The 19,470-nt window shown below is 71.0% G+C and carries 19 protein-coding genes and 2 pseudogenes; 11 read left to right on the top strand and 10 right to left on the bottom strand.

From position 1 onward, the window contains the following. The first annotated feature begins 141 nt into the window (after positions 1-141). Both GFH49_RS11325 and GFH49_RS11330 read left to right on the top strand, forming a co-directional pair. Positions 142-1,569 (top strand): IS1182 family transposase, encoded by a 1,428-nt coding sequence (locus GFH49_RS11325; RefSeq protein ID WP_456243052.1) that lies wholly within the window; start codon positions 142-144, stop codon positions 1,567-1,569. A gap of 405 nt (positions 1,570-1,974) precedes the next feature. Then, on the top strand, positions 1,975-4,044 hold the full coding sequence (locus GFH49_RS11330) for a PhoX family protein (RefSeq protein WP_155055714.1): 2,070 nt from the start codon (positions 1,975-1,977) through the stop codon (positions 4,042-4,044). Positions 4,045-4,128: 84 nt separating this feature from the next. Here the strand turns inward: GFH49_RS11330 and GFH49_RS11335 are convergent, their stop codons facing one another. Further along, entirely contained in the window at positions 4,129-4,347 is a 219-nt protein-coding gene (locus GFH49_RS11335) for a hypothetical protein (RefSeq protein WP_155055715.1), read from the bottom strand. A gap of 189 nt (positions 4,348-4,536) precedes the next feature. Continuing rightward, positions 4,537-6,474 carry an FUSC family protein gene (locus GFH49_RS11340; protein ID WP_155055716.1) on the bottom strand — a complete coding sequence of 646 codons (1,938 nt, stop codon included), beginning with the start codon at positions 6,472-6,474 and terminating at the stop codon, positions 4,537-4,539. A 278-nt stretch (positions 6,475-6,752) separates the two neighbouring features. On the opposite strand from GFH49_RS11340, the gene GFH49_RS11345 reads away from it, so the two are divergent. Then, positions 6,753-6,950, top strand: coding sequence for a hypothetical protein (locus GFH49_RS11345; protein WP_155055717.1), 198 nt, complete (start codon positions 6,753-6,755; stop codon positions 6,948-6,950). 36 nt (positions 6,951-6,986) lie between these two features. After that, positions 6,987-7,139, top strand: a pseudogene (locus tag GFH49_RS40035) (transposase); the annotation flags it as partial. Between the two features lie 31 nt (positions 7,140-7,170). Here the strand turns inward: GFH49_RS40035 and GFH49_RS11355 are convergent. Together GFH49_RS11355 and GFH49_RS11360 are read right to left on the bottom strand one after the other, a co-directional pair. Next, a complete protein-coding gene (locus tag GFH49_RS11355; protein ID WP_155055718.1) occupies positions 7,171-7,845 on the bottom strand; it encodes a class I SAM-dependent methyltransferase in 675 nt (224 codons plus the stop codon). Positions 7,846-8,002: 157 nt separating this feature from the next. Continuing rightward, a complete protein-coding gene (locus GFH49_RS11360; RefSeq protein WP_155055719.1) occupies positions 8,003-8,443 on the bottom strand; it encodes a UCP032817 domain-containing protein in 441 nt (146 codons plus the stop codon). Between the two features lie 194 nt (positions 8,444-8,637). Here GFH49_RS11360 and GFH49_RS11365 point away from each other — a divergent pair, with 194 nt between their 5' ends. Next, positions 8,638-9,933: a helix-turn-helix domain-containing protein gene (locus GFH49_RS11365; RefSeq protein ID WP_155055720.1), complete on the top strand. Its 1,296-nt coding sequence runs from the start codon at positions 8,638-8,640 to the stop codon at positions 9,931-9,933. A 48-nt stretch (positions 9,934-9,981) separates the two neighbouring features. Here GFH49_RS11365 and GFH49_RS11370 read toward each other — a convergent pair whose 3' ends face one another. Genes GFH49_RS11370 through GFH49_RS11380 form a run of 3 tightly spaced genes read right to left on the bottom strand, consistent with a single transcriptional unit; the run spans position 9,982 to position 10,864 of the window. Then, positions 9,982-10,176 (bottom strand): hypothetical protein, encoded by a 195-nt coding sequence (locus GFH49_RS11370; RefSeq protein ID WP_155055721.1) that lies wholly within the window; start codon positions 10,174-10,176, stop codon positions 9,982-9,984. After that, positions 10,173-10,436 (bottom strand): hypothetical protein, encoded by a 264-nt coding sequence (locus GFH49_RS11375; RefSeq protein ID WP_155055722.1) that lies wholly within the window; start codon positions 10,434-10,436, stop codon positions 10,173-10,175. Before GFH49_RS11375 ends, GFH49_RS11370 begins: the two co-directional genes overlap by 4 nt. Continuing rightward, positions 10,421-10,864, bottom strand: a complete 444-nt coding sequence (locus GFH49_RS11380; protein ID WP_155055723.1) for an ATP-binding protein — start codon at positions 10,862-10,864, stop codon at positions 10,421-10,423. Before GFH49_RS11380 ends, GFH49_RS11375 begins: the two co-directional genes overlap by 16 nt. Positions 10,865-11,053: 189 nt before the next feature. Between GFH49_RS11380 and GFH49_RS11385 the strand changes: the two genes are divergently transcribed. Both GFH49_RS11385 and GFH49_RS11390 read left to right on the top strand, forming a co-directional pair. Further along, positions 11,054-11,923: a helix-turn-helix domain-containing protein gene (locus GFH49_RS11385; protein ID WP_155055731.1), complete on the top strand. Its 870-nt coding sequence runs from the start codon at positions 11,054-11,056 to the stop codon at positions 11,921-11,923. Further along, positions 11,920-12,108, top strand: a complete 189-nt coding sequence (locus tag GFH49_RS11390; protein WP_155055724.1) for a DUF397 domain-containing protein — start codon at positions 11,920-11,922, stop codon at positions 12,106-12,108. The genes GFH49_RS11385 and GFH49_RS11390 overlap by 4 nt, the downstream gene beginning before the upstream one ends. On the opposite strand, the gene GFH49_RS11395 is transcribed toward GFH49_RS11390, so the two are convergent. The 3 genes and pseudogenes from GFH49_RS11395 to GFH49_RS11405 form a co-directional block, all read right to left on the bottom strand. Further along, positions 12,105-12,887 (bottom strand): alpha/beta fold hydrolase, encoded by a 783-nt coding sequence (locus GFH49_RS11395; RefSeq protein WP_155055725.1) that lies wholly within the window; start codon positions 12,885-12,887, stop codon positions 12,105-12,107. The genes GFH49_RS11390 and GFH49_RS11395 overlap by 4 nt on opposite strands. Positions 12,888-12,897: 10 nt before the next feature. Next, positions 12,898-13,248 (bottom strand): annotated as a pseudogene (locus GFH49_RS11400) (hypothetical protein); the annotation flags it as partial. 163 nt (positions 13,249-13,411) lie between these two features. Continuing rightward, the gene (locus GFH49_RS11405; protein ID WP_155055726.1) at positions 13,412-13,855 is read right to left on the bottom strand and encodes a hypothetical protein; all 444 of its coding nucleotides are present in this window, start codon (positions 13,853-13,855) and stop codon (positions 13,412-13,414) included. Between the two features lie 129 nt (positions 13,856-13,984). Here GFH49_RS11405 and GFH49_RS11410 point away from each other — a divergent pair, with 129 nt between their 5' ends. From GFH49_RS11410 to GFH49_RS11425, 4 genes are all read left to right on the top strand, one after another. Then, positions 13,985-15,232 carry a PP2C family protein-serine/threonine phosphatase gene (locus GFH49_RS11410; RefSeq protein ID WP_155055727.1) on the top strand — a complete coding sequence of 416 codons (1,248 nt, stop codon included), beginning with the start codon at positions 13,985-13,987 and terminating at the stop codon, positions 15,230-15,232. Between the two features lie 85 nt (positions 15,233-15,317). Beyond that, complete coding sequence (locus tag GFH49_RS11415; protein ID WP_155055728.1) at positions 15,318-16,472, top strand: hypothetical protein; 1,155 nt, start codon at positions 15,318-15,320, stop codon at positions 16,470-16,472. 96 nt (positions 16,473-16,568) lie between these two features. After that, positions 16,569-16,949: a hypothetical protein gene (locus GFH49_RS11420; RefSeq protein ID WP_155055729.1), complete on the top strand. Its 381-nt coding sequence runs from the start codon at positions 16,569-16,571 to the stop codon at positions 16,947-16,949. 9 nt (positions 16,950-16,958) lie between these two features. Then, the coding region (locus GFH49_RS11425) for a vWA domain-containing protein (RefSeq protein WP_155055730.1) at positions 16,959-19,470 on the top strand (2,512 nt) is incomplete at its 3' end.

The following is a 19,470-nucleotide window of genomic DNA, read 5'->3' on the forward strand; positions in this document are numbered from 1 at the left end:
CTAGGAGCGTGTCTCAGTAACGGGCAACCCGCCTATGGTTCGTGATCATTGGTGCGGGATGATCACGGTATGCATGGTGGGGATGGGCTGTTCGAGGTCGAGCCGGTCGAGAAGAAGCGGCCGATGGGTCCTGCGGTGGCGGTGGACAAGACGTTCCGGGCGTTCGACCCGCATCAGGTCCTGCTGCTGCCGCCGTCGCTGGATGACTGGCTGCCCGAGGACCACCCGGCCCGGTTCGTCGCCGACCTGGTCGACGAGGTGCTCGACCTCGGACCGGTCCTGGCGGACTACACCGAAAAGCGCGGCTACCCGCCCTACGACCCCCGGCTGATGGTGCGGCTGCTGATCTACGGCTACACCACCGGGGTGCGCTCCTCCCGGGCGATCGAGCGCCGCATGGCCGACGACGTCGCGTTCCGGTTCCTGGCCGCCGGCCAGGCCCCCGACTTCCGCTCGATCGCCCGGTTCCGCCGCCGCCACCTGGACGCACTGGCCGGTCTGTTCACCCAGTCGCTGCACCTGGCCATGCGACTCGGCCTGGTCAAGATGGGCCGCGTCGCGCTGGACGGCACCAAGCTGGAGGCCAGTGCCTCCAAGCACAAGGCGATGAGCTACGGCCGCCTGGTCGACAAGGAAGAGCGGATCGAGGCCGAGATCGCCCAGCTGGAAGCGAAGGCCCAGGCACTGCTGGCCGACGCGGAGGCCGCCGACGAAGCCGAGGACCAGGTCTTCGGCGTGGACGGCAAGGAGGTGGACCTGCCCGCCGAACTGGACCGGCGTGAAAAGCGCCTGGCGAAGCTGCAGGCCGCCCGCGCGCAGATCGAGGCCGAGGCCGCCGACAAGGCCCGCAAGCATGCCGAGGACAAGGAACGCCGCCGTCAGCAGCGCGCCGGCACCAGTGATGAGCAGGCCGTCACCGACGCCGGCGAGGCGACCGCCGCCAGGGCCCGGCCCAAGCCCAAGGCGCAGGCCAACTTCACCGATCCCGACTCGCGGATCATGAAGAACAGCGACGGCGCCTACATCCAGGCCTACAACGCGCAGGCCGTAGTCGACGAGGAACACCAGGTCATCACCGCCGCCGACGTGACGTGCAACCCCTCGGACGCGCTGAACTACACCCTGATGCTTGACCAGTCCGCGGCGAACACCGGCGCCCACCCCAAGCAGGCGCTGGTCGACGCCGGATACTGCTCGGAAGCCAACCTCGAAGCCGCCAAGGACCGCCAACTGGCCTGCGGCACCGACACGTTCATGGCCACCGGCCGACTGGCCCACGACGAGCAGGTTCCGCCCGCTCCACGCGGACGCATCCCCAAGGACGCCACGCTGAAGGAGCGCATGGCCCGCAAGCTGCGGACCAAGCCCGGCCGGGCCGCCTACGCCCGCCGCAAGGCCATCGTCGAACCCGTCTTCGGACAGATCATGACCTGCCACAACGGCCGCCGGCTCCTCCTGCGCGGCGAAGACGGCGCCCGCGGCGAGTGGCGACTGCTTGCCGCCTGCCACAACCTCCGCAAGATCTTCCGCCACGCCGGACCGACCGGCCTCGCCGCCGCGGCCGACTGACCAACCGGGCCGCCCCGGCCACCGCGGGCCGAAATCCCGGCCCGACCGACCCGCCCGTCGGCCCCACAGGCGCTGACCGGACCACCGCGACCGATCCCGCCGATCACGACCTCCCGGCCAGTTGCCCGTTACTGAGACACGCTCCTAGCCCGTTCTCGCGCGAAGCTCCCCCGAAGCTGACGGCAGTTCTGACGCCAACCACAACACGCAGTCACCCATGACCGCTTGCCCGAGCGGTCGCAGTCGCGCCGACAGTACTCCCCCGCAAGGGCGATGAGCGCTCCGTGTCAACTCCCCCAAAGACGCCCGGGGTTCATCCATCGTTCACCGCTCCGCCCCGCTCCCGCACAAACCTGCGCCTACCGTCCGTCACGCTGGTCTCAAGGGGAAGCAAGGGGAAAACACATGCGCATTCCGTTGCCGCTCGTCAGAACGCCGTCCGATTCGCATCCCGGTGGCCGGTCGGCCATGACCTGTCTCTACCGGTGTGGGAACGCCTGCTTCCACGAGGTGCCCAACACCACCACCAACGAATACGTCGGCGACGTCATCCAGGGCGCCCTCAGCCGCCGTTCGGTGATGCAGGCCGCCGCCGTCGTCACGGTCGCCGCCGCCGCGGGCACCGCCGTCACCGGCGCCGCGGCTCCGGAGGCCGCCGCCGCCACCCGGGCGACGAAGCACGGCAGCTCCGCCAGGGGTGCGCGCGGGCTCCGCTTCAGCGCCGTCGCCCCCAACACCAGCGACGCCGTGACCGTGCCGGACGGCTACGCGCAGAACGTGGTCATCCGCTGGGGTGAGCCCATCCTGCGCGGCGCCCCCGCCTTCGACCCGGACAACCAGACCGCCGAGGCGCAGGCGGGGCAGTTCGGGTATAACAACGACTTCCTCGCGCTGCTGCCCCTCCCGGGCGAGTGGAACCGGCAGATCCTCGTCGCCAACCACGAGTACACCGACGAGGTGCTCATGTTCCGCGGCTACGACGCCGCCGACCCGACCAGGCAGCAGGTCGAGATCGCCTGGGCCGCGCACGGGCTCTCCGCCGTGGTCGTCGAGGGCGACCGCCAGACCGGCAGGCTCAAGCCCGTGCCCCGGCACCCGCTGAACCGTCGCGTCACCGCCACCACCGAGTTCAAGATCACCGGGCCCGCCGCCGGTTCCGACCTGCTGAAGACCTCCGCCGACCCGACCGGCACCAAGGCGCTCGGCACCCTCAACAACTGCTCCGGCGGCACCACCCCGTGGGGCACCACGCTGCACGGCGAGGAGAACTTCAACCAGTACTTCGCCAACTCCAGCCGCGCGACCGACAAGCGGTACGGCATCGGCACCGCCGCCTCCGAGCGCAGGTGGGAGCTCTTCGACAAGCGCTTCGACGTCGCCCAGGAGCCCAACGAGGTGCACCGCTTCGGCTACGTCGTCGAGCTCGACCCGTACGACCCGGCCTCCAAGCCGCGCAAGCACACCGCGCTGGGCCGCTTCAAGCACGAGGGCGCGACCGTCCGGCTGACCGAGGACGGCCGTCCCGTCGTCTACTCAGGTGACGACGAGCGCTTCGACTACTTCTACAAGTTCGTCGGCAGCAAGCGGATGAAGAAGGGGTCGTCGCGCGCCGTGCGCGAGCACAACCTCTCGCTGCTCGACGAGGGCACGCTGTACGTCGCCAAGCTCACCGGTGACTCGCCCGCCATCGAGATCGACGGCACCGGCAAGCTCCCGAGCGACGGCGAGTTCGACGGTTCCGGCGTGTGGATTCCGCTGGCGACGGCCACCGCCGACGGTGCCGAGAGCCACGTCGAGGGCATGACCGCCGACGAGGTGTTCGTCTTCACCCGGCTCGCCGGTGACCGGGTCGGCGCCACCAAGATGGACCGGCCCGAGGACATCGAGCCCAACCCGCACACCGGCAAGGTGTACGTGGCGCTCACCAACAACAGCAACCGCGGTACCGGCACGAACGCCAAGGCGGACGAGGCCAACCCGCGCAACGCCAACAAGCACGGGCAGGTCCTGGAGCTGACCGAACGCTGGAACCGCGCTGAGAGCACCACGTTCGCCTGGTCGCTGTTCCTCGTCGCCGGCGACCCGAACGACCCGGCCACCTACTTCGCCGGGTTCCCGAAGGACAAGGTCAGCCCGATCTCCTGCCCGGACAACGTCGCCTTCGACGGGTACGGCAACCTGTGGATCTCCACCGACGGCGCCCAGCTCGGCTACCACGACGGTCTCTTCGGCGTGGCTACGCGCGGTGACCGGCGCGGTGAGCTGAAGCAGTTCGCGACGATGCCGATCGGTGCGGAGACCTGCGGCCCGGTCATCCAGGACCGGCGCGTCCTGGTCGCCGTACAGCACCCGGGTGAGAAGGACGGTGCCACCGTGGAGAAGCCGGCCAGTACCTGGCCCGACGGACCCGGCAGGATCGTCCGCCCGGCGGTCGTGGCGGTGTGGCGCAAGGACGGCTGCGACATCGGCGTCTGAGACGTCTGATCGCACACGGCAGACCCATACGTATGCGGGCCGCCCTCTCACGAGAGCGGCCCGCATACGTGTCGTCCGTACAGCTCAGGGAGCCGTCACGCAGTTCACGGCCGGGAGCTCCGCCGGGGCCGCGAGGCCGGCCGGGTCGAACAGGGCGGCCGGGTCGACGAGTCCGGTGACGGCGCCCGGCGCCTCGGTGAGGCAGGTGACGGCGGCCGACGGGTCCGGCACGGCGGTGGCGGCCGGGGCCGCGGCGCCGGCGAGGGCGAGGGATCCGAGGAGGACGGAGGCGGTGCGACGCATGGAAAATCCCCTTATCGGGAGGGCGGTTGAACAGGATTGATCATTACCTGTACGCGCCTCTGAACTCGCCCTGCGTCACCCGCACGGGAACGACGTAACGATTCACCGCCTGCGCGGAGTTGACCAGGCCGCATATGTCGCCGCATATGTCGCCGCATATGTCACAGCCCCGCGCCCCTTCGCGGCGCTTCAGTGCGGGGACGTGATGGCGCGTGCCGCCGCCACCTCCTGGCGCAGCGGCTCCAGGACGCTCCCCGCGGGGCCGGTGAGGTCTGTGCGGACGGCGTAGAGGGTCTCGACCTCCCGCAATCCGTCCGCCAGCTCCCTCAGTTGCAGGGCCACTTGGCCGACCTCCGCGGCGGACGGCGGGTCCGCCCCGTGCTTGACCCGTACCCGGGCCGCCGTCGTCGCGTCCACGATCCGTTCCACGGCGACGACCAGGGGCCACCAGGCGGCGGCCCGGCGTCCGGTCGGCGGGGGCTCGGTCAGGGCGCGCTGGAACTCCGTGCGGATGACGGAGAGGTCGCGGTAGAGGCGGCGGCGCATACGGGCGCGGGCGGCAGGGTCCGCGGCCTCCCCGAAGGCCGCCTCCACATAGGCCGCCGCGTACCCCACCGCGTCCGCCACCCGGTCGCCCACGCGCACGTGCCAGCTCTCCGGCCACAGCAGATAGCCCGCGATGAGCGCGATCGCGCAGCCCACGAGGGAGTCGACGAGGCGGGGCAGCAGCAGGCCCGTTCCCTCGTGGTTGAGGATGTCGGACAGGAGGAGGATCGCCGGGGTGATGGCGGCGGTCTGGTAGCCGTAGCCGCGCGGGGTGAGGGTGGGAATCAGCGGGGCGAGCAGCAGCATCACCGGTACGTCCCACCAGCCCCTCGGCACCTGGGAGAGCACCGCCGCCGCGACGACGAGTCCGGCGACCGTGCCGAGGGCCCGCAGCAGCGCCCGGGAGAAGACCGACCCGAAGTCGGGCTTGAGGACGAAGGTGATGGTCAGCGCCACCCAGTAGGAGCGCGGGACCGTGATGATCGACACCAGGACCTGCGCGAGGCCGATGCACAGTGCCAGGCGCAGCCCGTAGCGCCAGGAGTTGGCGGACAGGGTCACGTTCCGGGTGGCCCGGGCGGCGCGGATGCGGAGGGCGGCCGGGCGGCCGAGGCGGTCGTCGATGCCGTGGGGGTCGATGTCCGGGGCGGTGACCACGGAGGCCGCGTGGCGCACGGCGTGGTTCATGGCGCGGTTCGTCCCGCTCTCCGGCTCCGGCAGGTCGAGCCCTATCGGGCCCGTGTAGCCGGTCTCGACGGCCTCCGCGAGGTGCAGGACCGCCGTCGGCACCTCGGCCGGGAGCGGCTTCCCGGTCAGATGGGCGGCGGGGGCGGCCTCCACGACCGGGGTGATGGCGTTCAGCTGGGCCAGCAGGCGGGTGAGTTCGGGGCTGCGGCCGTGGTGGCGGGTGCGCCGGGCGAGGACGAGGTCGTACGACTGGTTCAGCGACTGGGTGACGGCGTGGCGGGCGTCGTCGTACGCGTCGGGATCACCGGTCGCCGTCAGCAGGTCGGCCACGGTCCGGTACGTGTCCGCGACCGCCGTCCGCTCCGGCACCCCGCTGCGCAGCGGCCAGGCCAGCAGGGCGAGCAGCAGGACGAGGAGTCCGCCGCCGGAGACCAGCAGCGGTGCGAGCCACCAGTCGCCCGGCATCGGCAGGCCCGCGCCCACCACCGAGTTGAGGAGCAGCAGCAGTCCGGATACGGAGGCGACCGCGCCGATCGTCGAGATCATCCCGGAGACCAGCGCGACGCCGGTGACGGCGGCGACCGCGACCCAGCCGTGGCCGTGGACCAGCGAGCCGAGGGTGATGCCGACGGCGCCGAAGAGCTGCGGGACGGCGATGGTGATGATCCGCATCCGGTAGGCGTCCGCCGTGTCGCTGATGACTCCGGAGAGGGCGCCCATGGAGGCGAGGGCGCCGTAGTCGGGCCGGTCGGCGGCGAGGCCGGCGGCGAGGGGCAGGGCCATGGCGACGGCGGCGCGGGCGACGGCGGGCCGGTTGACGGGCGCCGGTTCGGACCTGAGGTTCCGGACCAGCCAGTCTGGAGGAGTCAGGCCGATGGGGAACTCTCGGGACATGGCCCCATTATGTTCAGCCCCGGCGTCATTGTGTTCAGCCCCGGCGTCCTCATTCCCGCTGGTTACGCCGCGAGGTCCGTCGCTCGCGCCCGTCGCCGGAAGCGGTCCACTCGGCAACCTCAGTGTCCAATGCCCGGCCTTCCGCTCGCGGGTGGGGTGGCCGAATCCTCCCTCAAAGACGGGAGCTGTGCGGGGAAGGTTGCGCCGAGTGGGAGGGGTCCCGGGGGTGCGCGCGCATGATGTGGCGCCGGTCATCGAGTGGGAGACGGAGATCCGAGATGACACCCGTACAGGTCGACTGGCTGACCCTGCTGCTTGCGCCCTTCGCCCTCGTCGGGCTGTTGGTCGCCTTCCCGGCCATACGTTCGGCGGCCAAGAGCGGTGATCCGGCGCCCGGCTGGGCGAAGGCCGTCCAGGGGGTGGCGATCACATGCGCGCTGCTCATCGCACTCCTGAATGTCACGAGGAGTTCGTGACGCCCGGGAGGCGTCTGGGTCGCGTAGTCAGCGTCGGGAATCGAGTCCGGCGAACGACTCGGCCGGCACCGCTGGAAGATCGAGAGGTCGATCGCCTGGCTGTTCGGCTACCGACGCCTCACCCTCCGATACGAGCGAAAGGGCTCTCACTTCCTCGCCTTCCTCGGCCTGGCTGCCGCCCTGACCTGCTGCAAGAAACTCGCGAAGATCGCCACGTGCCTCACGCAGGGACGCGGGCGCGCACCAAGAGCGTGCCCAGTTTTTTCGGGTCTGGGGCCTCGATGACCTGGGCGTCGATATCGGCGAAGCCGTGCCGCTTGAGGATGTCCGCCCACGTCTGGGGGGTGTACTGCCAGCGCAGTACGGTCAGTTCGCGCGCCCGGCCTTCGAGCCACTTGCCCCGCATCTGCTGAGGGCCGTAGGAGCCGGCGACCGGTTCGGCCTGCGAGAACGCGAAGACCCCGCCCGGGGCCAGCCGCTTGAAGACGCACGGAAACAGGTCTTCGGGGTCCGTGAACCACACCGCACCCCATACCGAATAGATCGCGTCGTACGCCGCGGGGGTGGACGAGAGGTAGGCGCATGCCTCGCCCTGGACGAAGGACAGCCCAGGAGTGCCATTCCACCAGGCACGGGCCCGCCCGACCTGGACAGGGGAGAAGTCGACGCCGGTCACCTCGACGCCGTGGCGGGCCAGGTGGGCGGCTTCCTTGCCCTCAGCCGGTCCGAGCTCCAACGCCCGGCGGGGGCGACCGAGGACTTCGGCCCCGGGCCCGTGCCCGGGGTACTGGGTCCAGTCGAACCGGTCGGCCTGCGGCGCCGGTTGGGGGCCCTCGCCCTTGTAGGGCTTGTACTTGTCCCAGTACCCGGCCGGTGTCATGGGCACGTGGGACATGAAGCTCCTCGGGAGGGTGGAGTGACCGGTGTCCGTTGAGCTGGACACCGTACCGGGGCTTCCTCCCACGCGTGGGCGAATGACACCACCTCACCGGGACACGCACGCGAAGGGGCCCGGGGGCGCCTGTGACGCTCCCGGGCCCGATCGTTTCGGATCAGTGGCAGTTCGATCCCGGACTGCACGGCCCGCACTTGCCGTAGTCCCGCTCCCAGAGCTTCCAGTCCACGTCGAAGCCCGCGTCCGCGATGATCTGGGCGGTGCGCTCCACCGAGCCGTCGTACTTGAACTCGATCTCCGGAATGTGCTCCAGGAACCTTCCGTCGAAGTGCTCCGCGCAGAACTCGCGGTAGTTCTTCGTGTCCAGGATGAAGACGTGGACCGCCAGGTCGACCAGGCGGCCACAGCACATCTCCAGTCCCTGGCCCCACTTCTCCATGGCCGTGATCAGGTACGAGACCGCCGCGCCGAAGAGCCGGTCGGCCATTACCTCGTCCACGGGGTGGTCCCGCATCAGGAGTTGGATCTCCCGGTCCCACACGTCGCGCTTCACGTAGTCCCGGGGGTCTCGGACCTTGGTCTCCATTGCTGCCGTCATGTTGGCCTCCATCGCGTCGCCGGGGCCCGCCACCCAAGAGCGGGCCCGCATCCGAAGGGCACCACCGGACGGCAGTAAGCAGTTATCAACTACCTTGCGCCGCACGCCATTTGCAGGTCTTGCACACGCCATCGACGCCCCTTCCCGGGCTCGCTACCGTGGATTGGCCCGGCTCTCGGCCAGTGGGAGGCGCGATGCGCACCATGGACCCGCTGTGGAGTTCCACCAAGGCCCGTACGCTCGTCGACCACCAGGATCCCGGAGGCCTCATCCGCATGGGGCGAGTGGGCCGCGGGTGGCGGCAAGCCGACCTCGGTGCACGCCTCGGCTGCTCCGCCTCCACCGTGTCCCGGATGGAGCAGCGCGGCAGCCGAACGGCTGACCTGCGTCTCCTGCGCCAGGCTGCTCAGGAGGTCGGTGTACCGCCCCATGTTCTTGGTGCGGCACTCGGATTGAACGTGCTGCAAACCACTAAAGTGGCGGCCGACGGTCCACGTAGCGCCAAGGAGGACCCCATGCGCCGCCGGACACTGCTTGCGGCTGCCGGGATTGCGGCCCCCGTCCAGCTCCTCGCCGACGTGGACAACGCCTTGGCGATTACGCCCGACCCGACCGGCTCGGCCGTACCGCTCGATACCCGCCTGACGCGGGCGCGATCGCTCTTCGACGCCGGCAGGCACGCCGACCTTCTCGAAGCGCTGCCGGGTCTCCTCGCCGACGCCCATGACGCCGCTCGGTCACGGACGGACCTGGCGCACGCCCGGCTTTCGTCGTGCTACACCCTGGCTGCCCAGCTCCTGGTCAAGATCGGTCGCTACGACCGGGCTCGGCTCACCGCGGACCGGGCCACCGTCTACGCGGAGTTGTCCGGCTCCCCACTGGCCGCTGCCGCTGCCGCCCGGGAGCTGAGTATCGTCCTGCGCCACCAGGACCAGCCCGGAGCCGCTCAGCGTTTGATCTTGAGTGCTGCCGCCCAGGTCGAGGCCACCGGGTTGACGACCCCGGCACAGTCGGCTGCCTACGCCCAGATGCTGTGCACCACCTCGTACACGGCGGCGCGGGCCGGGGACCGCGACCAGGCGTTGACCATGATCCGCGAGGCGTCCCGGGCCGCGCGCGGACTCCCGCAGCAAGTTCCGGCAGGCCGCCTGTTCCCCATCACCCCGGCAGCGGTCGACCTCTATGAGGTCGGCGTTCACTGGGCGCTCGGTGACGCCGGGGCCGCCCTCCAGGCAGGTCGGGCGCTGCACCCGGACCAGTTCCGCACCGCCGAGCGGAAGGGACGGATGCATACCGACCTCGGGCGGGCGTGGTGGCAGTGGGGCAAGCCGGAGCAGACGGCCCATGAGCTGCTTTCCGCCGTCCGTATCTCCCCCGGTGAGGTCCGCGATCGTCCGGCAATCCGTCAGATCGTCAGCGACCTGTCCACGCGACACCCGCGGGTGAGCGGCGTCCGCGAACTCGCCGCGGCGACGCGCGTGCGCGACTGACCGCAGGCCGCTTCCCGGTCAGGACGCGGTGCCTCCGAGCGGCCGTTGTCAGGGCGGGGCGCTCTGCCGGGGCCTGCGTGCGGCCTTCTTCGCCTCGCGGTGCTTGTCGCCCAACCGCATCGAGTGGTGGCAGGAGATTCCCGCGAGGCGGCAGGCGCCCTGGCAGGCGGCGACGTGGTCGAGCCAGTCGTGGAAAGTGGCCATGACCTGGTCGTCCGGCCGCCGCGTCGGTTCCTCGTTCATGTCGGCCGTTCCTCGCGCAGGTACGCCGTGACGTACGGCCGCACGATGTCCCGCACGTCCACGTACGCGTTCTCCCGGTGCGCCGCCCGTGCGGGCGGAGTCTCCCAGCACGGTTCACGGGCGAGTGGCGGCAACCATCGCCCGTGCTCGGCGCGGTGACGCCGCGAACGTGCCGACCAGCGGCGCCAACGGGCGTCGTGGGGGTTGGGCAGGGGCGGCTGTTGCTGTCTGGGCAGTACGGCGATCAGTGGCTCGAACAACGGGACTCCTCGGGGATGAGGAAGTACGCCCATACGCACTTGGTGAACGGGCGCAGTTCGTGTCCCCAGCGCGACGCGAGCCCGGCGACCAGAAGTAACCCGCGTCCGCCGGCCTCTTCCTGAGCGTCGTCCGTGCGTGGTTCCGGAATCCGCTCCTTGTCGGGGTCGGACACCTCAAGCAGCAGGCCGCAGCCGCGGATTGAGATCGTCACTTCGATCTCGGCGAACGTCACGCGGCAGTGGCGTACGGAGTTGGTGACCAGCTCGGTCGCGACGGTGGCGATGTCGTGGGCGAGTTCGCCGTCGACAGCCCAGTCCTTGAGGATCCGCCGGACCTGGGCGCGGGCCTCCGGCACATGGCTTCTGCGCTTGGGGATGCGGAAGGTGTCGCGGCGCGGGTGGGTGGTGGGTGAGGTGAGGGTGGGCATGGCGAAAAGACCCCCTGACGTGTCGTCAAGACGGCGCGTTTCAGCAGCGCGTGCTCCGAAGCTAGGACCGAATCAGCGACCTGTGCAATGCCGACGACTGAATACATGCAGACGTGTCACTCGATCGCGTGATGTGGCCCTAGAGTGACGCATGGCATGGCATGGTTGCCGGAAGAGAGGGGAGAGCCAATGCCCGCAGGTGGACGGCCGACTGTGCGCAGTAGGCGCCTGGGTTCGGCGCTCAGGAATTACCGGCAAGCCGCCAAGCTGGACCAGCCGCAGGCGGCCGAGGTGATCGCGTCAAGTCAGGCCAGGATCAGCCGCGTTGAGAGTGGGCACGCGACACCTCGTGTCATCGAGGTACGACTCCTGCTGGACGCGTACGGCATCTCAGATCAGGAAGTCCGCGACAAACTGGAGGACTTGGCCAAGCACTCGAAGAACCGGGGCTGGTGGCTCGAACATGCGGCTCACCTGTTGCCGGACTACCTCGACCACATCGCGCTGGAGGACGACGCAACCTACATCCGGGAGTGGCAGCCGGTTCTGGTCCCTGGACTCCTGCAAACTCCGGCCTACGCGGAGGCGGTCATTACGGCGGGCCCTGATTACGTCGCACCGGAACTGGTTGCTCATTTGGTGAAGGTGCGGCAGGGGCGACAGGCCAAGATCGAGGAAGGCGGGGCAATCTACGCCGCCGTCATCTGGGAGGCAGTCATCGCGCACCCCTTGGTGAGTGTCGAGATTCACCGAGGCCAGCTGTCCGCGATTCTGGAGGTCGGCAAGCGGAAGAACGTTACCGTGCAGGTACTGCCGTTCAGCGCGGGCTTGCTGGCAGCCTCGACCTCTGCCTTCTCGTCCTTCAGTTTCGACGCGGAACCAACCGTCGAAGCAGTGACACTGGAGAACCTGAGGGGCACGTCGGTCCTTGAAGGGCCGGAGGACTTGGCGGCTTACGCCAATACGTTCGACCTACTACGATCGTCAGCACTGGCACCGGAAGCAAGCGCCAAGCTCATCCGGAGCGCACTGCGGACCTTCAAGGAAGACTCGTCATGACCAAGGTTGTTGGCCCCTTCACGAAGTCTTCGTACTCCGGGCAGCAGGGCAACTGCGTAGAGGTCGCCCCCACAATCACCGGCGGCCGGGCCGTCCGCGACAGCAAGAACCCGCACGGCCCCCTCCTCTACGCCGCCCCCGACAGCTGGCACGCCTTCCTGACCGGCGTGAAGGACAGCCGCTAGCGTGCGTCGACCCGGGTCAGGAACTCCCGCAGTGCCTCGTTGAACTCCGCGGGCCGCTCCAGGTTCGGCATATGGGCCGCCCTCTCGATGACCACGAGCGTCGAGTCGGGCAGCGCCGTGTGCATCGCCTCCGCGTCCGCGACCGGCGTGTACTCGTCGTCGGCGCCGACGACCACCAGTGCCGGGACGGTGACCTCGGTCAGCAGAGTGCGGTAGTCGGGGCGTTCGGCGCGGCCGCGCAGGGCTGCCGCGGCGCCCTCCGGGGGCGTGGCCGTCATCATGCGGTGGACGTGCGCCTTGACCTCCGGTGAGGCGTACGGCGCGACCATCTTCTCCAGCACCTCGTCGGCGTATCCGCGCATGCCCTCGGCCAGCAGCCGGTCCGCCGTCTCGTTGCGGAACACCTTGCCCTCCGGCGTCTCCGGGTCCGGGAACGTGTCCGCGAGGACCAGGGCCCGGACGCGCTCGCCGAAGAGGCGGTAGCACTCCATCGCGATCTGGCCGCCCATCGACAGACCGGCCAGGACGAACTCCCGCACCTTCAACCCGTCCAGCAGCGCCTCGATGTCGCGGGCGAAGCCGGACAGCGGGGTGAGACCGGGGACCACCGGGGAGGCGCCGTAGCCGCGCAGGTCGGGGGCGATGACCCGGCGGGAGGACGAGAAGGCCTCGATCTGCGGGGCCCACATCGTGTGGTCGAAGGGGTGGCCGTGGACGAGGACGAGGGGGACCGCGGAGGTATCCGCGCCTTTGTCCTCGTATGCGAGGGAAGGTGACATGTGAATGACCCTAGGTCTGGTCAATTCCTCGGTTCAACAAGGTTTTTGCCACCCGCACGCAGTGGCAGGCGAGGGCCGCGGTGAGGCCGACGGCGACCAGGAGCCAGGAGACCGTGCGCAGGGTGGCGGTCAGGGCGTCGTAGACCGCGCCCGCGGCCGGGCGGTGGGCCTTCTCGGGCAGGTCGGCGAGGGTGAGGCGGCGGCCGATCCCGACGGCGAGGGCGAGGAACGCGCCGCCGAGCGCCGTGCCGAGCGCGGTCGCGGTGACCGCGCGGCGACGGCAGGCGGCGACCGCGATGCCGGTGACGGCGAAGGCGGCGGCCGCCAGAGGGAGCCAGGAGGCGGCGAGTTCGAGCACGGGGGCCCTTCGGGTAGTGCCGGGTGCCGGGACAGGCCGTCGTTCTGTCTGCCGGACCGCCGTCGACTTCACCAGGCAAGGGCCTTCCGGCCGGGTACGCCACCGCTCCGACTGCATATGGGTCGCTCTCCGGTGGGGGTCACCCGATCGGCGCGGGCGTTCGGGGTCAGCGGGGGAGGGGGTTTCCCTCGGCGTCCTCGTGGGTGTAGTAGCGGTAGAAGAACACCGCGAAGACGGCCGCCGTGATCAGCAGGGCCATCACCGTGCAGCGCAGCACGCTCGCCCCCGTCTGGCTGTAGAGGAACCCGAACGCCGCGCCGGCGAAGGCGGACTTCGTCAGCGAGTGCAGTTCCCGCTTCAGCCGCGGGGCCAGGAGCGCCACGGCGATGCAGAGCACGATGAACGCGAGCGCGGTGACGAAGCCGAACAGGATGTTCCAGCCGGTGATCTCGCCGCCGGAGCGCCGGTTGGCCGCGGCCCAGTAGCCGTAGACGAGGCCGAGGACCACGGGAATCGCGTACCGCGCCACCTTGTGGGTGTGATCGCTGAAGACATCGGGTGTGGGGAGCCGCGTGGCCGGTCCCCCGGCCGTGGGTGCCGCATGAGCCATCGGAGGCTCCTTCCTTGTCGCCCCTGTCATCCAGGGCACACCTGGGCGGGCCCGCTGGCAAGTCGGTGGGGAACCCGGTCGGCCCCCGTCCGGATGCGGCCCGCTGCCGGCCGTGCTTCGCTGGGCGTCATGAGCGGGCGCGGACTGAGGCCGGTGGGCGGTCGGCGCCCGCTCGCAAGGCTGCCGGACGCCGTCCCCCGGGACGTGCTGCAACGACACCAGATGCTGCGGGTCGGGGACCGGAGCGTCGCCTGGGTGCCGCCGCTGCTGATGCTCATCGGCATCCTGGTCGTCGACTGGAACACCACCCGCGACTTCCGGATCATCACCTGGATCGTGCTGGTGCCCGGCATCGCCGCCGCGATCTGCGGGGTGTGGGGCACGGCCGCCTACGCGGTGCTCGCGACCGTCGTCTACCCCGTCGCCGACCGCGCCTGGCCGAACGAGTACCAGGCCGGACCGGCCGACTTCTACCTCGTCGCCGTCGGCGGTGTGCTGGCGGTGCTGGCCTGCGCGGTCCGGGTGCGCGGCGAGCGCCGCATGCTGCACATGCGGGACGTGGCCGACACCACCCGCCGTACCGTGCTGCGTCCGCTGCCGCCGGACTGGGGCGGCCTGGAGCACGCGGCGGTCTACCTCCCCTCCGATGTCGAGGCCCGCGTCGGCGGCGACTTCTACGACATCCAGCCCGGCCCGCACGGCACCCGCGTCCTCGTCGGGGATGTGCAGGGCAAGGGCCTGGGCGCGGTCGAGGCGGCGGCCGCGCTGCTGTGCACGTTCCGCGAGGCCGGCTACCACGAGCCGGATCTGGAGACGGTCGCCGACCGCCTTGAGGTACGGATGCTGCGGCACTGCGGGCATGTCGCGGCGCTCGGCCGCGAGGACGGCGACCGTTTCGCCACCGCCGTCCTGCTCGACTTCGCCGACCGGGAGGCCGGCGCCGTACGGTCCGGTGACTGTGCCGACCGGGAGGCCGGCGCCGTACGGTCCGTCGTCTTCGCCCACGAGCCGCCGCTCCTCGTCGGCCCCGACGGCGTACGCGCCCTGCCGTCCGGCGACACCCTCCCCCTCGGCCTGAGCACCCTCGCCCCCGCCCAGGGCCCGCCGCCCGTATGCCGGGTGACCCTCGCGCCCGGCGAGACGCTGCTGCTGACCACGGACGGTGTCACCGAGGCCCGGGACCCCGACGGCGCCTTCTACCCGCTCGCCACCGAGATCGCCCGCGCCGTCGCCGCCGACCCGCGCACCGTGGAACCCCGTCGCCTCGTCGCCTTCGTACGGGAGGGCGTGCTGCGGCACTGCGGGGGACGGCTGGCCGACGACACCACGGTGTTCGCGGTACGGCGGCTCATGCCCCTGGACGCGCGGGACAGTTGACGGTTTGCGGTCCTGGCATCCACCTTCGCAGCCGCAGCGGTTACGGTGCTTCGGTAAGTGATCGACGGGGGATGGGGAGGGACCGATGCCCGGAACCGTGCTGCTGCTGGCGGCGTCGCCGCTCGGCAAGGGGCGAATGGTGGACGCCGCGTCCGTGCTTCCCGTCCTCGCGGCCGTCCCGCCCGCCGTCCTGTCCGGCACCGACACCGCGAACGTCGTCGAACTCGCCGACCCGCTGGAGCCGCAGGCCGTCCTCACCCGGCTGCGCGCCGCCGCGGGCGCCCCCGGCCCGCTCACCGTCTTCGTCACCGGCCAGCTCCAACTCGACCGCAAGCAGTACCTGCCGCACCTGGCGCTGGCCCGGACGACGCCGTCGACGGTGCGGTACACGGCGTTCCCGTGGCACTGGGTGCGGGAGGAACTGCGGCTGCGGGCGGCGGGGAGCACGACTCTCGTCGTCGATCTGCACGCCGACGCGGAGACCTGGGACCATCTGCGGACCCGGCGCCTGGACTCGGGGAGCAACAGCGCCGTCTACGGCCGTATCGCGCCGCCGCCTCCCCGGCGGACGGTGGCCGTGCCGTCGTACATGAAGACGGTGGCGACGATTCTGCGCAGTGGGCACCGGCCGCCGCTGGAGCTGTTGCATCAGCAGGCGTTGAGCCGTATCGCCACCGAGGGGTCGTACGGTGACCTGGTGCTGACGCCGTCGTCGGCGCCCGTGTCGGCGCCCGTGTCGGCGCCCGTGCCCGTGCCGGTGCCGGTGCCCGTACCGCGCCCGCAGCACCCGCCCGAGGTCGCCGATCCGCACTCCGCGATCAGCGCCGCCGTACAGGCCGAACGGCACGGCGACGCAGACGCGCTCGCCGCGCACCAGGAGCAGTCCGCGCTGAGGGCGTACGGTCCCGGCTCCGAACAGGCCCTGCACTGGGCCGAGGTCCGCGCCGATCTGGCCATGTTCGCCGGAGACCACGTCCGCAGCTGCCGTACCTGGCTGACCGTCGCCTCCACTCGACTGGGTGCCGGGCAGGCGCCGTCCGACCCGGCCGTCGAGGCAGCCGCCGACCGGGCGCACCACCAGTGGGGCCGGATCGCCGACCCGGCGCAGGCTCGCGAACTCGGTTCCACGCTCGCCGACTTGCGGGCGCGGGTGCCGGGGCGCAGGCAGGGCGCGCTGGATCACATCCAGCGCCACCTGGACCAGCTCCGGACCCAGCGGACCCAGAGTCAGTCCGTGTAAACGGCGCACTGAGTTCCGTTTGTGACGCGTGCGTACTCCAGTGCTCCGCCGCCGAACCCTTCAGTGCCCGCAACCTCCCTGCCATGATGGTGAGTTATGTCTGAGGGGGATGAAGTGGCCGAGCGGCACGGGCGGGCGATCCGCGTCCAGTTGGACGACACCAAGCGGGACGGCGACGTCGACGCGCTGCGGAAGTGGCTGGAGCGGGAGCAGCCGCTCGACGAGATGGTGCGCGCGGAGAATCTGCGGATCTATGAACGGGCCAGCACGAAGAAGCCCACGGACGAGACCGGTGCCCCGATGGGCGTCGGCACGGAAATCGTCATCCAGCTGATCGGAGCCGCCGGCGGCGTCGTCTTCCATGAGCTGCTCGAAGAGGTCCGCCGGTCCGTCGCGGCCTGGCGTGACCATCGCCGCGAGGTCGAGGACGGCGAGCCGCCCCTCGACAGCATCGACCCGTTGGACGGCGACGGGTAGGTCGGTCCGGTGAGCCCCAGAAAGAACCGGGCGCTGCTGGTCGGGGTGTCCACGTACGAGGACAAGAAGTCGCCGCACGGGGTGCCCGGTGACCTTCCGGCCGTCGAGCACAACCTGACGATGCTCAGGCGGGCGCTGCTGCGGGGCGGTGTGTTCGACGAGGACTCGATCACGGTCTGCCGGTCGCCCTCGCAGGACGCGTTCAACAAAGCCGTGCGGTCCGCCGCCGCGGAGACCGACGGGCTGCTCCTGCTGTACTTCGCCGGGCACGGCGCCACGCCCAGCTCCGGCGACCGGCTGTTCCTGCAGATGCGCAACGCAAGCGTCATCGCGGGCGAGCACACCGTCTTCCACGGCGCGGCGAAGTACGACGACGTGCAGTCCGTGCTGGTCAGCAGCGAGGCCAAGCGGATCGTGGTCGTCCTCGACTGCTGCTACGCCGGCAACGCGGCCGTCGGGTGGGAGCAGGCGTACCACGACAAGCGGCGGGTGCTGCTGCTGATGAGCGTGCAGGCCAACCACCGCATCGACGCGGGCGATGCGCACACACCGACGCCGTTCACCGCGCAGCTCGTACAACTCATGGAGAAACCGGGCGAGTTGTCGTTCAGCTCGCTCTCCGAGCAGCTGCGTCAGGAGATGGCCGCGCAGAAGACCCTGCGCGGTGCGCCATGGGTGCCGCAGAGCCGGGCGGAGCACGGGGAGGACGTGCTGCTGTCCGAGCGGCCGAAGACCGCTGCCGTGCAGCCGCCGGGGAGCGAACCGCCTCCCGGCCCGCCCGGACCGTCGCCCTTCCTGCGCCTCCTGCACCGCCTGCGCCGCCGCGCCGCCGCTCTCGGCACCCTCCTCACCCTCGGCATCGTCGTGGTGACCCTCGCCGCCTTCGCCCTCGGCTCCTACGGCCTGTACGCCCTCGTCGGCGACTCCCCCGCCTGCGCACCGCCTCTCGAACTGCGCGTCCTGACCGACCCCGACCTGGAGCCGACGGTCACCGCGGCGGCGAACACGTATGTGACGTCTCAGGAGAACAGGGACGGGGAGGGGTGCCGGGTCAGTGGGATCACCGTGTACAGCGCCCGTTCCGCCGACGTGGTGACCGCGCTGCGCGAGGAGTCCGAGCCGTGGCAGGAGCCCCGTGCGGAGGAGACCAACCCGCAGCGGGACATCGGGCCGCAGGCCGACATCTGGATCCCGGCCTCGCCCGCCGCCGCAGGGAGGGCCGAGCACGAGCGGGACACCAACGCCAAGGCCTGGCTGGAGGTGGCGCGGCGGCCCTTCGCGTACTCCCCGGTCGTCCTCGCCGTGCCGACCGCCGTCCCCGCCGCCGACCAGCGCACCGGCCGCACCCTCACCGAGCTGATCGACGGCCTGCGTGACCGCGCGGACCAGGCCGAAGTGCGCCGTACCGACCCGGAGTTCGCCGAATCGGCGCTGCTCGCCACGATCGGCCTGTACGACGGCCCCGACGGCGCGCTCGACGTGGAGGAACAGCTCGACCAGCCGGGACCGCCGTCCGACACGGCCGCCGGGCTGCTGTGCGAACTGCCCCGGAACGACGCGGTGGACGACCGTACGGCCGCCCTCGTCCCCGAGTTCCTGCTGAAGTCCGGGGTCGGCTGCGACAGCGCGCGGCGCACCCCCCGCATCGCCGAGTACCCGGAGAACGTGCCCGGCCTGGAGCCCACGTTCGTCCGGGTGCGCTGGCAGGACGGCGACCTGGACCGGGACGCGCGGGACGCCGCCGTGGTCGACTTCCGTGCCTGGCTCACCTACGGCCAGGGGCGGGACGTGTTCGCGCGGGCCGGTTTCCGCGAGGCCACCGGCGGCCGTGCCCTGCTGGACCCGAGCGAGCCCGCCTTCGGGGTGCTGCCCGACCCCGAGCCGCTGACGGAGTCCGCCGGACTGAACGAGACGGAGACGGCGTTGCAGGACTACCGCGCCGCCCACGGTCCCGGCCGGGTCCTCTACCTGCTGGACAGCTCCGGCTCGATGGCCTCGCTGTGGGACGGCCCCAGCGGCGGGCCCGGCCTGCTGAAGCAGTCCCTCGGCGGGCTCGGCGGCCAGGACGAGTACGGCGTGTGGCAGGTGGCGGACACGCCCGAAGGCGACCGGTACGAGACCCTGCTCCCGCTCACGACGCACGAGCGCAAGACCGCCGTGCGCAGGATCGACCGGGCCGAGGTCCGGCCCGGCGCCGACTCCGATCCGCATGCCGCGCTGCTCGCCGCGCTCGACGACATGGCGGGGCGGGGCGCCGACGACCGCCCCCAGCTGATCGTCTACATCACCGACAGCGGGGACCACAACCGGATGACCGGCGGGAAACTCGACGAGGTGCTGGCCCGGTCGGAGTCGGCGGACGTGCCGGTGGCGATGGTGTCGCTGCGCGGCGGAGCCTGCGCCCCCGGCAAGCCGGACGCCCGGATCGCCGCAGCGAGCGGCGGCCGGTGCCTGGACGCCGACGACGACATCGGCGAGGGGCTGTCCGCCGAGGTTCAGCGGACGGGACTGGGGGAGGAAC

This window comes from Streptomyces blattellae (genome assembly GCF_009709555.1).
Lineage (GTDB): Bacteria > Actinomycetota > Actinomycetes > Streptomycetales > Streptomycetaceae > Streptomyces > Streptomyces blattellae.

What these genes read in the sequence shown, in the direction of transcription:
- GFH49_RS11330 (WP_155055714.1), top strand. Translation starts at nt 1,975, where the DNA reads ATGCGCATTCCGTTGCCGCTCGTCAGAACGCCGTCCGATTCGCATCCC.
- GFH49_RS11335 (WP_155055715.1), bottom strand. Translation starts at nt 4,347, where the DNA reads ATGCGTCGCACCGCCTCCGTCCTCCTCGGATCCCTCGCCCTCGCCGGC.
- GFH49_RS11340 (WP_155055716.1), bottom strand. Translation starts at nt 6,474, where the DNA reads ATGTCCCGAGAGTTCCCCATCGGCCTGACTCCTCCAGACTGGCTGGTC.
- GFH49_RS11345 (WP_155055717.1), top strand. Translation starts at nt 6,753, where the DNA reads ATGACACCCGTACAGGTCGACTGGCTGACCCTGCTGCTTGCGCCCTTC.
- GFH49_RS11355 (WP_155055718.1), bottom strand. Translation starts at nt 7,845, where the DNA reads ATGTCCCACGTGCCCATGACACCGGCCGGGTACTGGGACAAGTACAAG.
- GFH49_RS11360 (WP_155055719.1), bottom strand. Translation starts at nt 8,443, where the DNA reads ATGACGGCAGCAATGGAGACCAAGGTCCGAGACCCCCGGGACTACGTG.
- GFH49_RS11365 (WP_155055720.1), top strand. Translation starts at nt 8,638, where the DNA reads ATGCGCACCATGGACCCGCTGTGGAGTTCCACCAAGGCCCGTACGCTC.
- GFH49_RS11370 (WP_155055721.1), bottom strand. Translation starts at nt 10,176, where the DNA reads ATGAACGAGGAACCGACGCGGCGGCCGGACGACCAGGTCATGGCCACT.
- GFH49_RS11380 (WP_155055723.1), bottom strand. Translation starts at nt 10,864, where the DNA reads ATGCCCACCCTCACCTCACCCACCACCCACCCGCGCCGCGACACCTTC.
- GFH49_RS11385 (WP_155055731.1), top strand. Translation starts at nt 11,054, where the DNA reads ATGCCCGCAGGTGGACGGCCGACTGTGCGCAGTAGGCGCCTGGGTTCG.
- GFH49_RS11390 (WP_155055724.1), top strand. Translation starts at nt 11,920, where the DNA reads ATGACCAAGGTTGTTGGCCCCTTCACGAAGTCTTCGTACTCCGGGCAG.
- GFH49_RS11395 (WP_155055725.1), bottom strand. Translation starts at nt 12,887, where the DNA reads ATGTCACCTTCCCTCGCATACGAGGACAAAGGCGCGGATACCTCCGCG.
- GFH49_RS11405 (WP_155055726.1), bottom strand. Translation starts at nt 13,855, where the DNA reads ATGGCTCATGCGGCACCCACGGCCGGGGGACCGGCCACGCGGCTCCCC.
- GFH49_RS11410 (WP_155055727.1), top strand. Translation starts at nt 13,985, where the DNA reads ATGAGCGGGCGCGGACTGAGGCCGGTGGGCGGTCGGCGCCCGCTCGCA.
- GFH49_RS11415 (WP_155055728.1), top strand. Translation starts at nt 15,318, where the DNA reads ATGCCCGGAACCGTGCTGCTGCTGGCGGCGTCGCCGCTCGGCAAGGGG.
- GFH49_RS11420 (WP_155055729.1), top strand. Translation starts at nt 16,569, where the DNA reads ATGTCTGAGGGGGATGAAGTGGCCGAGCGGCACGGGCGGGCGATCCGC.